The organism is Metabacillus crassostreae (assembly GCF_016908395.1).
GTDB classification, from domain to species: domain Bacteria; phylum Bacillota; class Bacilli; order Bacillales; family Bacillaceae; genus Metabacillus; species Metabacillus crassostreae.
In genome coordinates, this window is record NZ_JAFBDU010000006.1 from 163,265 (window position 1) to 178,024 (window position 14,760).

Annotated in this window: 7 protein-coding genes; 5 read left to right on the forward strand and 2 right to left on the reverse strand. The window is 35.3% G+C overall.

The features are described 5' to 3' along the window. Window positions 1–5 precede the first annotated feature (5 nt). Window positions 6–1,736: a sensor histidine kinase gene (locus tag JOC75_RS17330; protein WP_204955241.1), complete on the reverse strand. Its 1,731-nt coding sequence runs from the start codon at window positions 1,734–1,736 to the stop codon at window positions 6–8. Window positions 1,737–1,846: 110 nt separating this feature from the next. After that, window positions 1,847–3,529: a methyl-accepting chemotaxis protein gene (locus tag JOC75_RS17335; protein ID WP_239589557.1), complete on the reverse strand. Its 1,683-nt coding sequence runs from the start codon at window positions 3,527–3,529 to the stop codon at window positions 1,847–1,849. 344 nt (window positions 3,530–3,873) lie between these two features. Between JOC75_RS17335 and JOC75_RS17340 the strand changes: the two genes are divergently transcribed. From JOC75_RS17340 to JOC75_RS17360, 5 genes are all read left to right on the forward strand, one after another. Further along, on the forward strand, window positions 3,874–4,893 hold the full coding sequence (locus tag JOC75_RS17340; protein ID WP_204955243.1) for an ABC transporter substrate-binding protein: 1,020 nt from the start codon (window positions 3,874–3,876) through the stop codon (window positions 4,891–4,893). Window positions 4,894–5,169: 276 nt separating this feature from the next. Beyond that, window positions 5,170–6,693 (forward strand): sugar ABC transporter ATP-binding protein, encoded by a 1,524-nt coding sequence (locus tag JOC75_RS17345; RefSeq protein WP_204955244.1) that lies wholly within the window; start codon window positions 5,170–5,172, stop codon window positions 6,691–6,693. 1 nt (window position 6,694) lies between these two features. Continuing rightward, window positions 6,695–7,717: an ABC transporter permease gene (locus JOC75_RS17350; RefSeq protein ID WP_204955245.1), complete on the forward strand. Its 1,023-nt coding sequence runs from the start codon at window positions 6,695–6,697 to the stop codon at window positions 7,715–7,717. Continuing rightward, window positions 7,714–8,709 carry a galactofuranose ABC transporter, permease protein YjfF gene (yjfF, locus tag JOC75_RS17355; RefSeq protein ID WP_239589546.1) on the forward strand — a complete coding sequence of 332 codons (996 nt, stop codon included), beginning with the start codon at window positions 7,714–7,716 and terminating at the stop codon, window positions 8,707–8,709. Before JOC75_RS17350 ends, yjfF begins: the two co-directional genes overlap by 4 nt. 49 nt (window positions 8,710–8,758) lie before the next feature. Then, the gene (locus tag JOC75_RS17360; protein WP_204955246.1) at window positions 8,759–14,740 is read left to right on the forward strand and encodes an immunoglobulin-like domain-containing protein; all 5,982 of its coding nucleotides are present in this window, start codon (window positions 8,759–8,761) and stop codon (window positions 14,738–14,740) included. Window positions 14,741–14,760 lie beyond the last annotated feature (20 nt).

The window sequence follows — 14,760 nt, forward strand, 5'->3', positions numbered from 1 at the left end:
ATTTATCACCTTTCAGCAGGAATAATTAAACTAACACGTGTTCCAGATCCATACCAGCTATTTATCGTTAATCCAAACGGCTCTCCATAATGAAGTGATATTCGCTGATGAACATTCACCATACCGAAGCCGCCTTGGTCTTTTTCAAAAGGAACACCTTTAGCTAATTGTGTTCGGATGCTTTCAAGCTTTTCTTCCTTAATACCTATTCCATTATCTATCACATCAATACAAATATATCCCTCAGGAGTAAAGTCAGCTTTAATCCGAACAAATCCCTTGCCTCTTTTATTTTTGACTCCATGATAAATCGCATTCTCAACAAGTGGCTGGAGCGTTAGCTTGACAATTGAGTAGTTTAAAATATCGTTATTTAAGTGAAAAGTTACATCCAAAATATCTTGATATCTCATTTTCTGGATAATAAGATAATTTCGTATATGTTCGATCTCATTCTCCAAAGAAATCACATCTTTTCCTTTACTTAAAGAGATCCTGAAAAAGTGAGACAGAGACTTAGTAATATCTATTACCTGAGGAGTTTTTTTTGCTTCTGCCATCCAAATGATCGTTTCAAGGGTGTTGTATAAAAAATGTGGATTAATTTGGGCCTGCATTGTTCTTAGTTCAGCCATTTTGAGTTGTTTTTGTTCATTAACACTTTTGTAGACAAGTGTTTTAATTTTTGTAATCATACTATTAAAGCTTTGACCTAATTCTGCAATTTCATCTGTTCCTTCATTGATAATTTTCGTATCAAGATCTCCTAGGGAAGCCTCTTTCATTTTACCTGTCAAATTACGAAGGGGACGAATCAATTTAGATGTAATAAAATAGTATAGTCCAATGGTGAAAATAATACTTGATGCTACACTTAGGAAGATTAGGCTTTTAATTTCATTTGCTTCTTTTGTCATTTCAGCTAATGGAACAGATCTTATTATTTTCCAGCCTGTGATTTTAGAGGTTTGAAACACATAAAATGTAGATGACTTTGTAAAGAAACCAGAGATTTTTTCTTTCATTGCCTCATCTTGTGATATAGAAGGCAGTTTTGAGCCTTCTGGTGAAGTGAATAAAATATCACCTCGTTCATTTTCAATTTGGAAAATCCCAGATGAATTGGTAGCAGCGTCTAGAAGAATTTCCTCAAAAATTCTCGCCTTAATGATAATATTGATAAAACCAATTACTTCTTTGGATGAATCAGATATGATTGAACTCGTCATTGATAGAGCAGGGTTGCTGTTTTTGTATACGGGTTCAATAAATGTTTTTCCTGGATTAGAAAGGAGCTTAAACGAAACAATATTTGTTGCTTCGTTATTGAGCTGGTGCACACCGCGATCTTCACTAACAGCTTTTCCATCTCGATCGATGATTCTAATGTTCATTATGCTATCACTATACTGATAACTTTCTCTATATAGTCCGATCATACCTAATATATTATTAGCTTCCTCAGCAGTGTTCACATGATCAATTAAAAATTGGACGGTACTTTCTTGTTTTCCAATTTCGGTAAATCTTTTTATATCTTGAACAACAGAATCAAATTCTCTTCCAAGCTGGTCGACCTGGATTTGAGCCAATGTATAAGATTTTTCAGATACAATATTATAAGATTTTACATAGGAAACGATTCCGACAAAAATAAGAGGAAGAACTGTTAATATAATAAACATAACAAGGAGCTTAATTCTTAAACTGGAATTCAACCATTTTTTAAACTTCATGAGTAACCCAACCATTCAATTGTGTTTATTAAAGGCTTTTTTGAAAAAAGTGTTTTCTAGGATAAAAGGAAATAATCTTAGGAAGAAATATTGAATAGCAAGATAGTGAATTATATAGTAAATTGCCTTATATTATCTTTCATTTTCTGAATTCGTTCCACAAGCTTATATGAAGCATCTGAAACTTCTTCAAGTGTTGTTAGCTGTTCCTCTCCCATTGCAGCAATTGCGACCACCTCTGATTTACTGAGCTTTGAACTATATTCAATCTCAGCAATACTTTGGCGAACAGATTCCATTTGTTTAAAAGCTTCCTGCATGTGTGATGATATATGTTGATATTCTATATCTTCATTTTCCTTGATTGTTTGATTTTTATGAAAATGAGATTGAAGTTGCCTAGTGATATCTATGCTTTCATTAATATCACGTAGATAATAGTTGATTTCCTCTTTAATAGAAGAAATCCTTTGATGAGCTTGAAGCATCTCTTTCTCTGTTAGATGAAAATGATTGTATAATTCATGGAAAAGCTCACTTGCTCTATTTAATTCTGTTTTGTTTATAACTTCTTCTTCTTCATTAAGAAGTTGTCGTGACAGTATATTAGGCTCTTTGGCAATAAGTCTTATAAGTAGAGACATTTCATCAAATTGGTTAGTTGAGCGATATATATACTCTAGATCAACATTTATTTGCTGTAACTTGATCCTAAAATTGATAAATTTTTGCTCGAAGCATTTAATTTGCTGTTGAATTTCTTCATTCGTTTGAAGTGCTTCACTAGAGTGAGAATTGATTTTATTCGTTTTTAATAATATTTCGTTAAATGTTTGAAAAACAAGATCAAAGGTAGAAGCTGACTTTCTAATAAGTTCATCCTGTTTATGTAGATTAATAGATATTGTTTGAGTTGCTTCTGCAACCTCTTCACCTGCGAGTCGGTTTTCAAGAATACTTTGGTGAATATCTTTAGAAGTTAGTACAACGAGGTCATTTGTATTTCTGACATTCATAATGATATCTTTCAGATTAAAAAACATGCGGTTATAAGAGCGACATAAATCCCCAATCTCATTTTTAGACGGAATGGCTATTGCACCAATTGTTAAATTACCTTCTGCAATTTCATTTGTTTTCTTGCCTAGAGCTCGTATTGGCTTGACAAAGCTTCCAGATATATACCATGCAAATAAAAAGGATAAGATAATAACTCCTATAAATGAAGCTATGTATATAGTAATATCTCTTTTTAAACTCGTAATAATGCTGTTTTGTGATAACTCACTTGCGTTAAGAGTTGATTGTAAAAGTGTTTGAACCTGGTTATCAATAAGATCTGTTATGATCGTTATGTATTCATAGGTAGTATTCTTCTCGTCTGCAGGAGCATTCCGTTGAATCTGTTCCCCAAGCTTGTCAATATAGTCATTTGCAGATACTAAATTTTCTCTCACAGCACTAATTTCTTGGACAAAACGCCCTTTTTTATCATCCTTCTCAATTTGGTTTAAATTTTCTCTCATATTAGCAAGAAACTCATACTGATTGCCTTCTCCAAAAGGAACTCTTCCATATGCGATATCGCGTATTTCGTTATCAAGCTGCTGTTTTAATTCTCCATTGATAGAATTCGTTAATGTAATAGTCTCCATCATTGCGTTATATTGCTTAACATACCCAACAAACAAATAAATCTGAACACAATTGATCGCAGCAAGAGATAGAAGAATAACGATAAATACTAGGATTAATCTTGTGCGTAATGAGAGGTCAGACAATTTTACATTCATTTTCACTATATCTCCCCCTATTATTTATCTTTTATATTTTACATCTTCACTTTTTAAATAAATGTCTAAGGTGAGGTAGTTTTTCTTCATATTAATATATGTGAAATTAAAACTCATATTATCAGAAAATAGGTAAAAATACTGAATAATAAAAATATTGCACTTTTACATAAAAATAATGCAATAAAATATGCTTTGACATTTTATTGCTAAATAATTTGAAATTTATTCAAAAGTTAATCCATTTCAATCTATCTTGGAAGCGCTTTATAATTAGGATATACCAATTCTGGAAAAAATGCTATTTAAATCAAGGAATTGGAAGAAAAGGGGAGGAAATACTTATGAAAAAAATATTTAAAGGAAAAGCACTACTTTTTATGATCATGTCACTCATGCTTTTACTAGCTGCATGTAGCTCATCTGGTACTGGGGGAAATACAGATAACTCAGATGCTAGTTCAGGAGATTCAAAATCTAGTGATAAGCTAGTGATTGGCTTTTCACAGGTTGGTGCTGAAAGTGAATGGAGAACTGCTAATACAAAATCTATGCAGGATGCAATTAAGGATGCAGGACATGAATTGAAGTTCTCTGATGCACAACAAAAACAAGAAAATCAAATAAAAGCAATACGCTCATTTATTGCTCAAAAAGTAGATGCAATCGTCTTTTCACCAGTTGTTGAAACTGGGTTTGAAACAGTTTTACAAGAAGCTAAAGATGCAGGAATTCCAGTATTCCTATCAGATCGAGCTGTTGACATTGAGGATGACTCATTATGGGTAACGTTCTTAGGATCTGACTTTGTAGAAGAAGGAAGAAAAGCTGCTAACTGGTTAGTGGAGGAAACAGCTGATGTAGATGGTGATGTAAATATCGTTGAATTGCAAGGAACAGTAGGTTCAGCACCTGCAATTGATCGTAAAGAAGGATTTGAAGAAGTTATAGCAGATCATCCTAATCTGAAAATCACTAAATCTCAAACAGGAGACTTTACACGTGCAAAAGGGAAAGAAGTTATGGAAGCGTTCTTAAAATCAGATGGAGATAACATCGATGTTCTTTATGCTCATAACGATGACATGGCGATTGGCGCAATTCAAGCGATTGAAGAGTATGGTTTAAAGCCAGGTGAAGATATCAAGATTATCGGAGTAGATGCAGTTAAAGGAGCTTTCGAGGCTATGGCTGCTGGAAAGATGAACGTAACTGTTGAGTGTAATCCATTATTTGGTCCGCAAATGGTTGATTTAATTGAAGCACATCTTGCTGGTGAAACAATTGAAAAGCGTGTAGCTGTTGAAGAAAGCATGTACACAATGGATCAAGCTGAAGAGCTACTTCCAACACGTGAATATTAAAGGCTCTTTTTTTGAAGGTTGTTGTTAATTGACGTAAGTATCAGTAAAACAGTGTATGATCTCATATTGGTTCAATTTGATAAGAAAAGATGCCACTAGATTTAATACAACGCTGTTTCCTTTAAGTTACTTAGCAACAAAGTTTAGGGAAAAAGCCATATTAAATAACACCCGAACTAGAGCCACTAAGTCATAGCGAAGTCATCTTTAAAGAGACTTAAAGCTAATTCTTATGTGGCTTTATTAATCAGAAGATTTCTGTTAGGAGGAAATTTTATGCAGCAGAAGCTAACTCCGATGCTTGTTATGGAAGGGATAACAAAGGAGTTTCCAGGAGTAAAAGCTTTGTCAAATGTACATTTGAATTTATATCCAGGCGAAGTTCATGCCTTGATGGGGGAAAATGGCGCTGGTAAGTCAACATTAATCAAAGTGCTAACAGGTGTATATACAATTGATGAAGGTACCGTAACTCTTGAAGGTAAAAGCATTAAAGTATCAAATCCCTTAGATGCTCAGGATTTAGGTATTAGTACGGTTTATCAAGAGGTTAATCTCTGTACAAACTTATCTGTCGTCGAAAACATATTTATCGGCCGTGAAATCATGAAAAGAGGTCGAATCAATTGGAAAGAAATGAATCGCCAAGCAAAAGATCTATTAAAAACAAGGCTTAACTTAGATATTGATGTGACAAAATTATTATCTTCGTATTCAGTAGCTATCCAACAAATGATTGCTATTGCACGTGCACTTAATGTCTCAGCAAAAGTATTAATTTTAGATGAACCAACTTCAAGTCTTGATAAAAATGAGGTAAATCACTTATTTAATGTGATTAGAAAATTGAAAAGTGAAGGCTTGGCCATTGTTTTTGTTAGTCATTTTCTTGATCAAATTTATGAAATAACCGATCGTTTAACTGTTTTGAGAAATGGTCAATGGATTGGTGAATATATGACAAAAGAGATCACGAGATTTGATCTTGTCACAAAGATGATCGGTAAGGAATTAACAGAGCTTGGTCAAAAAGCGAAAAGCATTGGTGAGGTAAAAGAAAAGGATAGCAATCTTTTTTTACAAGGTAAGAATGTATCAAAACAAGGAAATATAGAAGCATTTGACATTAATATACACGAGGGTGAAATTGTAGGTCTTGCAGGTCTTCTTGGATCAGGAAGAACAGAGCTAGCAAGATTATTATTTGGTGCAGATAAAGCTGACACAGGTGAGATTTTTATACAAGGTAAAAAGACAAAGTTGAATTCTCCTAAACAAGCCATTTCAAATGGAATTGCTTTTTGCTCTGAAAACAGAAAAACCGAGGGTATCATACCAGACTTGACGATTCGCGAAAATATGATCCTTGCCATTCAAGGTATACAAGGCTGGTTTAACTATATTCCAAAGAAAAAGCAAATCGAAATTGCTGATGAATATGTGAAGCTACTAAATATTAATCCGCCAAATCCAGAGCAATTAATAAAAAATTTAAGTGGTGGAAATCAGCAAAAGGTCATGCTAGCAAGGTGGTTAATAACGAACCCTAAACTTCTAATTCTTGATGAACCAACAAGAGGAATTGATATTGGGGCAAAAGCTGAAATCCAAAAACTTATGCTTTCTTTAAGTGAAGATGGAATGTCTATTTTGTTTGTTTCTTCAGAATTAGAAGAAGTTATTAGAACGTGTAGAAAAATTGCAGTTCTAAGAGATCACAAGAAGGTTTCAGAAATTGAAAATAACCAACATGTTACCCAAGAAGACATAATGAAGGCAATGGCTGGAGGAATGGTATGACATGATGAAATCTAAACTATTTTGGCCAATCCTTGTATTGGTTTTAATCCTTTTAATCAATCTATTTTTTGATAAAAGCTTCTTTTCTATTGAAGTAAGAAACGGACATTTAGCAGGTAGTTTAATAGATATTCTAAATAGAGGTGCACCTCTTATTCTCATTTCAATCGGTATGACATTAGTTATTGCTACAAAAGGAATTGATCTTGGTGTGGGTTCAGTCATTGCAATGGCTGGTGCAGTTGGAGCTATGACAGTTAGTGGAGCAAGCGGAGACAGCTTAATGCCGCTATTTATGGCAATTGCTTTTGTGATAGGAATTTCTTTATTAACAGGTGTCTGGAATGGTGTTCTCGTTTCACATATTGGAGTACAACCAATTGTGGCTACTCTTATATTAATGGTTGCTGGTAGAGGTGTCGCACAGCTTATTACAGACGGACAAATCATGACTGTTTATTATGATCCTTACACGTTTATCGGTGGAGGTTATCTTTTCATGATTCCCTTTTCCATTTTTATTGTAGCGGCAGTTTTAGCAATTGCGTCTTTTTTAACGAGAAAAACAGCGATTGGTTTATTCATCGAATCCGTTGGCGCTAATCCAGAGGCAAGTCGTTTGTCAGGTATAAACTCTAAAAACATCATGTTAATGGTTTATATGTTCTCTGGTCTTTGTGCTGGTATTGCAGGGTTAATTTTAAGTTCTAATGTTGCAAGTGCTGATGGAAATAATGCTGGTCTTTGGTATGAGCTTGATGCAATTTTGGCAGTAGTAATAGGTGGAACTTCGTTAAATGGCGGAAGATTTTATTTAATGGGAACTGTCATTGGCGCTCTTATTATTCAAAGCCTAACAACAACAATTTATTCAATTGGTATAGCACCTGAGATCAATCTTGTTGTAAAAGCGGTTGTTGTATTAATTGTTTGTTTATTACAATCACCAGAGTTCAGAAAGAAATTAACAAATTATTTTCCAGCAAGAAAAACAGCGAAGAAAAATGAGGGGGTTGCTTTATGATGAACAAGCTGCATTTAGATTCAAAACAGTTACCCTTAATTGCGACAATTTCGCTGTTTATTTTGATGTATTTATTTGGGTCTTTAAGGTACACAGGCTTCTTTTCAACACAAGTATTTTTAAATCTATTCATTGATAATGCGTTTTTAATTGTTGTTGCAGTGGGAATGACATTTGTCATTTTATCTGGTGGAATCGACCTTTCTGTAGGCTCAGTTATTGCATTAACTAGTATGGTAGCTGCTAGTTTAACAATGAATGCTCAGTTATCACCATGGCTAGTCGTTCCTATTAGTTTACTAGTTGGGACAATACTTGGGTTTGGTATGGGATGTCTTATTCATTTTTTTAATCTACAACCATTTATCGTTACACTTGCCGGGATGTTTCTAGCAAGAGGCTTAAGCTACTTAATAAGTGTAGAAACAATTTCAATAGATAGTGAGTTTTTTAGCTTTATGGCAAGTACAAGAATACCGATCGGGGGAGGGAATTTTATCTCGATCAGTGTAATCATTGCATTAATCGTCGTGTTAGCAGCGATCTACATTGCTCATTTCTCTAAATATGGACGTAATATCTATGCTATAGGTGGAAATGAACAATCTGCACTATTAATGGGATTACCTGTTGGAAGAACAAAAATCATGATTTATACAGTGAGTGGATTTTGTGCTTCTCTTGCTGGGTTAATTTTTACCTTTTATATGTTATCTGGTTATGGCTTACATGCAAATGGACTTGAATTAGATACGATTGCTGCTGTTGTTATCGGAGGTACTTTGCTTACTGGTGGTGCTGGCTATGTAGCTGGAAGTGTTGTAGGTGTCCTCATTTTAGGTATTATTCAGACGGTTATTGTGTTTGAAGGAACATTAAGTTCATGGTGGACTAAGATCGCCATTGGTGTATTACTTTTATTGTTCATTGTACTGCAGCGAGTGATCGTAATTAGAAGTAAAACGAATAAGTCCGCAGTATCTTCGCATTAGGTAGGTTAAGTTCAGAAATGAAAATCAAATTCCTATTGGAGAGTGAATGATGAGAACGAGTAAAAAGAAATATATTTCTGTTTTCGTACTAACTGTCATGTTATTTAGCACCCTTTTAGGATCGTTTCAACCAGTTGCTTCTGCAGAAGAAGGAAATACTTTGATTTTACATTATGATATGAAAGCAATTTCTGAGGATTCAAATGGAGCAATTAAAGTAAAAGACCTTTCAGGTAAAGGGATGGATGGGACTTTCAAAAATCCTGAAAATGGTCAAATAGTCAACAATTCAAAAGCAGGTTATATCTCTTTTAATGGGGGGAATGCCAATTCGAAAAGTGGCTATATTGAAATTCCAAAATCTAATGATGGAGCAGATCTATTAACAGGAGTGGAGGATGTCACAATATCCTCTCTTGTTAACTGGAGTAATGATGGACAAAACCGTTGGATCTTTGGTTTAGGGAAAGTGTCAAGTGATATAGAAAACGGAAACAGCTATTTTTTTGCTACGCCTAGACATGGGATAAACAATAGCAATGTTGCTGCAACTGGAATTTCTCAGGCTGGCTGGCGAAATGAAGCACTTATCCGCGCAACAGAGGGATTAAAAGCAAATTCATGGGAAGTTGTAACAGTTGTCTTTTCAGGCTCTACAGATACATTATCACTATTTGTAAATGGTGTGAAAGTAGCAACAGGATCGGCTAAAGGGAAAAAGCTAGCTGACATTATTGATTCAACTGCAAGCTTTTCTGGGTTTATTGGTAAATCAATTTTCCAGAATGATCCCTATTATAAAGGGATGATTGGAGATTTCCAAGTACATAGTAAAGCTTTTACAGATGAAGAAGTGAAAGTGCTAGCTACTGAAACTGCTAGTAAAATAAACGAAATTGATCAGCTTGTTATTGAAGATGCGAAGAATTCTTTGGATGTAACAAATTATTTAACAAATGGAGATAGTGATAAAGATCAAATAAAGCATAATATTAATCTTCCGAACAAGGGAAAACATGATGTTGATCTTACTTGGAAATCGAATAATACAGAAGTAATTACAAATGAAGGGGTGGTAACAAGACCATCTGCTGAGAGTCCTGATGCGGTGGTTGAGCTTACTGCAACACTTTCTTATAAAGGACTAACAGTAGAAAAGACATTTAGTGTAACAGTGATTAGTGATTTTTCCAATCAACAACGAGCTGAGTTAGATGCTCATGAGTTAAGGGTTGTTAATCAAAATAATGTAAAAGGTAATATGAGTTTACCATCAACAGGAAAGAATGGTTCCACAATTACTTGGGAGTCCTCTCATCCTGCAGTCATCAAGGGAACTTTGCAAGCTTCAGAAAATCCAAAACAACTTGGATGGGTAACACGACAGAATAATGATACCGTCGTTACATTAACAGCAACTGTTACGAATGGTACATCAGAAATAAAAAAGAACTTTGAGGTTAAAGTTAAAAAGAATCCAGGACAAAAAGAATATGATGCTTATTTCTTTTCTTACTTCACAGGAGAGTATGAAGGCGGAGAGGAAATCTCCTTTGCAACAGCTGAGGACCCTTTAAAGTGGAGAGCATTAAATAATGGACAATCAGTTATTCAATCAACAATGGGTGAAAAAGGTTTAAGAGATCCTTTTATTATGAGATCACCAGAGGGTGATAAATTCTACATGATTGCAACAGATTTGAAGATGGGAGAAAGCACAAATTTTGACCAAGCTCAAATAACTGGAAGTCATGCAATTATGATCTGGGAATCTGAAGATTTAGTCAATTGGAGCGAGCAACGAATGGTGGAGGTTGCTCCAAAAACAGGAGGAAACACGTGGGCACCTGAGGCTTATTATGATGAAAAAGCAGGCGAATATGTTGTATTTTGGGCATCGTCAATGAAAAACGAAGAAACATATGGAGATTTTCCTAACGGAAGACCTGCTGGTCAGTATAATGTGATGTACTATGCAACAACAAGAGATTTCCATTCATTTTCAGAGCCAAAAGTGTTTATAGACGAAGGATTTCCAACGATTGATACAAGCTTTATAGAAAACGAAGGATCACTATATCGTTTTACGAAATCAGAAGTTGGCTATAAAGTTTATTACGAAAAAGCTACTGATATTTTTTATGATAAAGATGGAATAAAGGAAAATGGTTATCAGTTTGATCAGATTGCAGGAACAAAAAATGGAAATCGTGGATTAATTGGTCATGGAGGGAACAATGAAGGTCAAACTGTATTCAAAGATATTCATGAAGACAAATGGTATTTGTTTTTAGATTCATGGCCTTATCATGTTCGATGGACAAACGATTTAGATGATGGTGAGCAATTAGTGAATAATGTGCTAGAAGAGTCAGAGTATGCACTACCACCAGGACCAAGACATGGCACAGTTATCCCAATAACAAGGGATGAATACAATGCGCTACAAGAGAAGTATGGAATGGAAGATCAAGAGCCTTCTAAAGAGCCAGTTGTTCATTATTCATTTGATTCAATAGATGGTGTAACTGTAAAGGATGATTCAGGAAATGGTCATGACGCTCACTTAGTAGGCGGTGCAGAAGTAGATTCAGAAGATACAGTAGGGCACTCCTCAGGTTCAATAAATCTTGATGGAACAACTGGATATGTTGAATTACCAGAAAACATCATTAAGAATTTGAACTTAAAAGGAATGACAATGTCTAGCTGGGTGAAAGTGAAGGGTAATCAAGCAAATCAGCGAATCTTTGATTTTTCCTCTGATACAGGTAGAACAGCAAACCGAAACACGATGTATTTAAGTACACACGGTGATTCAGAGAATTTAGAGTTTGCAACAGTTACACCTTTCACTGAGAAATTTAGTAGTGCTTCAGCTACTTTAGCAGACAACTATAAATATGCCATCAAAGCTCCAAAATTATCCACAACAGAATGGCATCATGTGGCGGTTACAATTGAAGATTTTGATGCTGTCCTTTATGTCGATGGTAAAGAGGTAGCAAGAAACTCTACTTTTAATGTAGAGCCTAGAATGCTTTTAGAAACATCAATGAACTATTTAGGAAAATCTAGTAAAGGTGACCATCATTTGTTTAATGGTAAATTCGATGAATTTAAGATCTTTAATCATGCTCTTTCTGGTGAGGAGATTTCAGAGCTAGCAGAAGTAGATGTAACTGAACCACCAGATGAAGATCCGTCAAAGCCAGAGTTACTTCTTGATTATGATATGAAAGATATTGAAGGTGTAACAGTGAAGGATCGTACTGGAAAATATAATGGTACATTCGTTAATCCTGAAAGAGCTGGATTAATCTCAATTGGTGATGCAGGAGTTGTTTCGTTTAAGGGTGGTACAACAGATTCATATATCGAGCTACCAGAGGGTGTATTAGAAAACCTAGAAAGTGTAACCGTTTCCTCCTTAATTAATTGGAACGGAAATGCATCGGCTGAATGGCTTTATTCACTTGGACAGAACAATAGTAAATATTTATATTTTACTCCTAAATATAATGCTGATAGCAGCATGCGCTTCGGAATAGCGACAGATGGTTGGAGAAATGAAGTATCTGCAAAAGCATCAACTTTACCGGCAAATGAATGGAAATTAGTGACAACAGTTTATAATGGTCAAGAAGATTCACTGAAAGTCTATATTGATGGTGAATTAATTTCCTCTGGTCAAGCTAATGGAATTTCAATTGAAAATATAAAAAATGCAGCTGGAAAAAGTGGTTATATTGGAAAATCAATGTATAACAATGATCCTTATTTCGGAGGAATGATAGCCGACTTTGAAATGTATAATGGGGCATTATCAGATACAGAAATAAGTAATCTGACAAAAGCAGCTGATGAAGAAATAAAGGAAATGGAGTCGTATTTATTGGAAGACGCAGCAGCTAAATTAAATTACTCAGATTTCCTCGAAAAAAATGGAAGTGAAAAAGAAATAAAAACAGATTTATCCTTCCCAAATAAAGGTGAAAACGGAACAACCATCACATGGCAATCAAAAAGTGAGAATATCATTACAAACAATGGAAAAGTGCATAGACCCTCTTATGATGCTGGAAGTAAGGATGTTGTGCTTGTTGCAACTTTATCAGATGGAACAAATTCTGTAACAAAGGAATTTACAGTGACTGTTATCAGAAAACCAATAGATCTTGAAACAGTTATCGAAGTAGCAGAAGCGTTAAAGGTTCACAATATCCAAGATGTTCGTGGAAATTTAACTTTACTAACAAAAGGATTAGATAACACAACGATCTCATGGAATTCACAGGATCCTAAGATCATTACAGAAACTGGTGAAGTAAACCGTCCAGTCCATGGTGATGGAGATAAGCTTGTTAAGTTAACTGCAACAATTTCTCTAAATAACCAAAAAATAACAAAGTCATTTATGGCGAATGTAAAAGAGCTACCTGAACAAAAAGATTATAAAGGATATGTGTTCAGTTATTTTACAGGTGAAGGCTATGAAAATGGTGAACAAATTTACTTTGGATTAAGTGAAGGCAATGATCCGCTTCACTGGCAGGAACTGAATAATGGAGAACCAGTGTTCACTTCAGAATTAGGAGAAAAGGGACTTCGAGATCCATTTATTATTCGTTCTCCTGAAGGAGATAAATTTTATCTTATTGCAACAGACTTGAAGATTCATGGTAATGGAGATTGGGGTGCTGCCCAGACATCAGGAAGTAGATCAATCATGGTATGGGAATCAACAGACTTAGTTAATTGGTCTAAGCAAAGAATGGCTGAAGTTGCTCCACCAGAAGCGGGTAATACGTGGGCTCCAGAAATTTTTTATGATGATTCAATTGGTGAGTATGTGATTTTTTGGGCATCAAAGCTATATGAAAATGAAAATGACCGAAATAGTGGTAACAGCTATCAAAGAATGATGTACACAACAACGAGAGATTTTCATAATTTCAGTGAACCTAAAGTGTATATGGATTACGGTTATTCAATTATTGATACAACAATGATCGAGCATGAAGGGAAAATCTATCGTTTTACAAAAGATGAAAGAGGAACTACGTCCTCATCACCTAATGGAAAATTCATTTTCCAAGAGGTAGGGAATTCTGTTCTAGATCCTAACTTCCAATCTATTAAAGAAGGAATTGGAAAAGGAGATATAAGTCGTGGAGAAGGACCAGCTATTTTTAAATCAAATACTGAAGAAAAATGGTATTTGTTTATTGATGAGTTTGGCGGAAGAGGTTATGTGCCATTTGAAACAACTGATTTAGCTTCAGGAGAATGGACCGTTCCAGATGATTATGATTTACCTGCAAGACCACGACATGGCACAGTTTTACCTGTTACTCAGGAAGAGTACGATGCGTTATTAGAAAATGTGCCAGTAGAGATAGAAGAACCGAGTAGCGATAAGAAAGTAACAGGTGTAACGATCCAACAGGAAACGATGAAACTAATTGTTGGTGATGAAACAAAGCTAGCAGCAACAATTACTCCAGAAAATGCTACAAATAAGGATGTTGTCTGGTCAAGCAATGATGAAAACATCGTTGCTGTTGACGAGAATGGCACACTTACGGCGAAGCAACCAGGGACAGTATTTATAAGTGTAACAACCATTGATGGTGGTTATATGGATGTCATTGAGGTAGCTGTTGAAGAGAACCCACCGGGAGATGGAGAAGAGCCTCCAGGTGATGGAGGAGAGGAACCGCCAGGAGATGGAGAAGAGCCTCCGGGAGATGGAGAAGAGCCACCAGGAGATGGAGAAGAGCCTCCGGGTGATGAAGAGGAACCGCCAGGAGATGGAGAAGAGCCTCCAGGTGATGGAGAGGAACCACCAGGTAATGAAGATAAGACACCGAGTGATGGTACACAAACAGGGAACAAGGACAAAACTACTCTAGAAAATGAGTTACCAAGTACGGCTACTAATCTATATAACTATGTGATATTAGGTATGTTTTTACTAACTGTGGGTGGATCCCTACTTGTTGCTAAAAAAAGAAAAATGAAGCATTAAAGAAGAACTGGCCTTCAAAG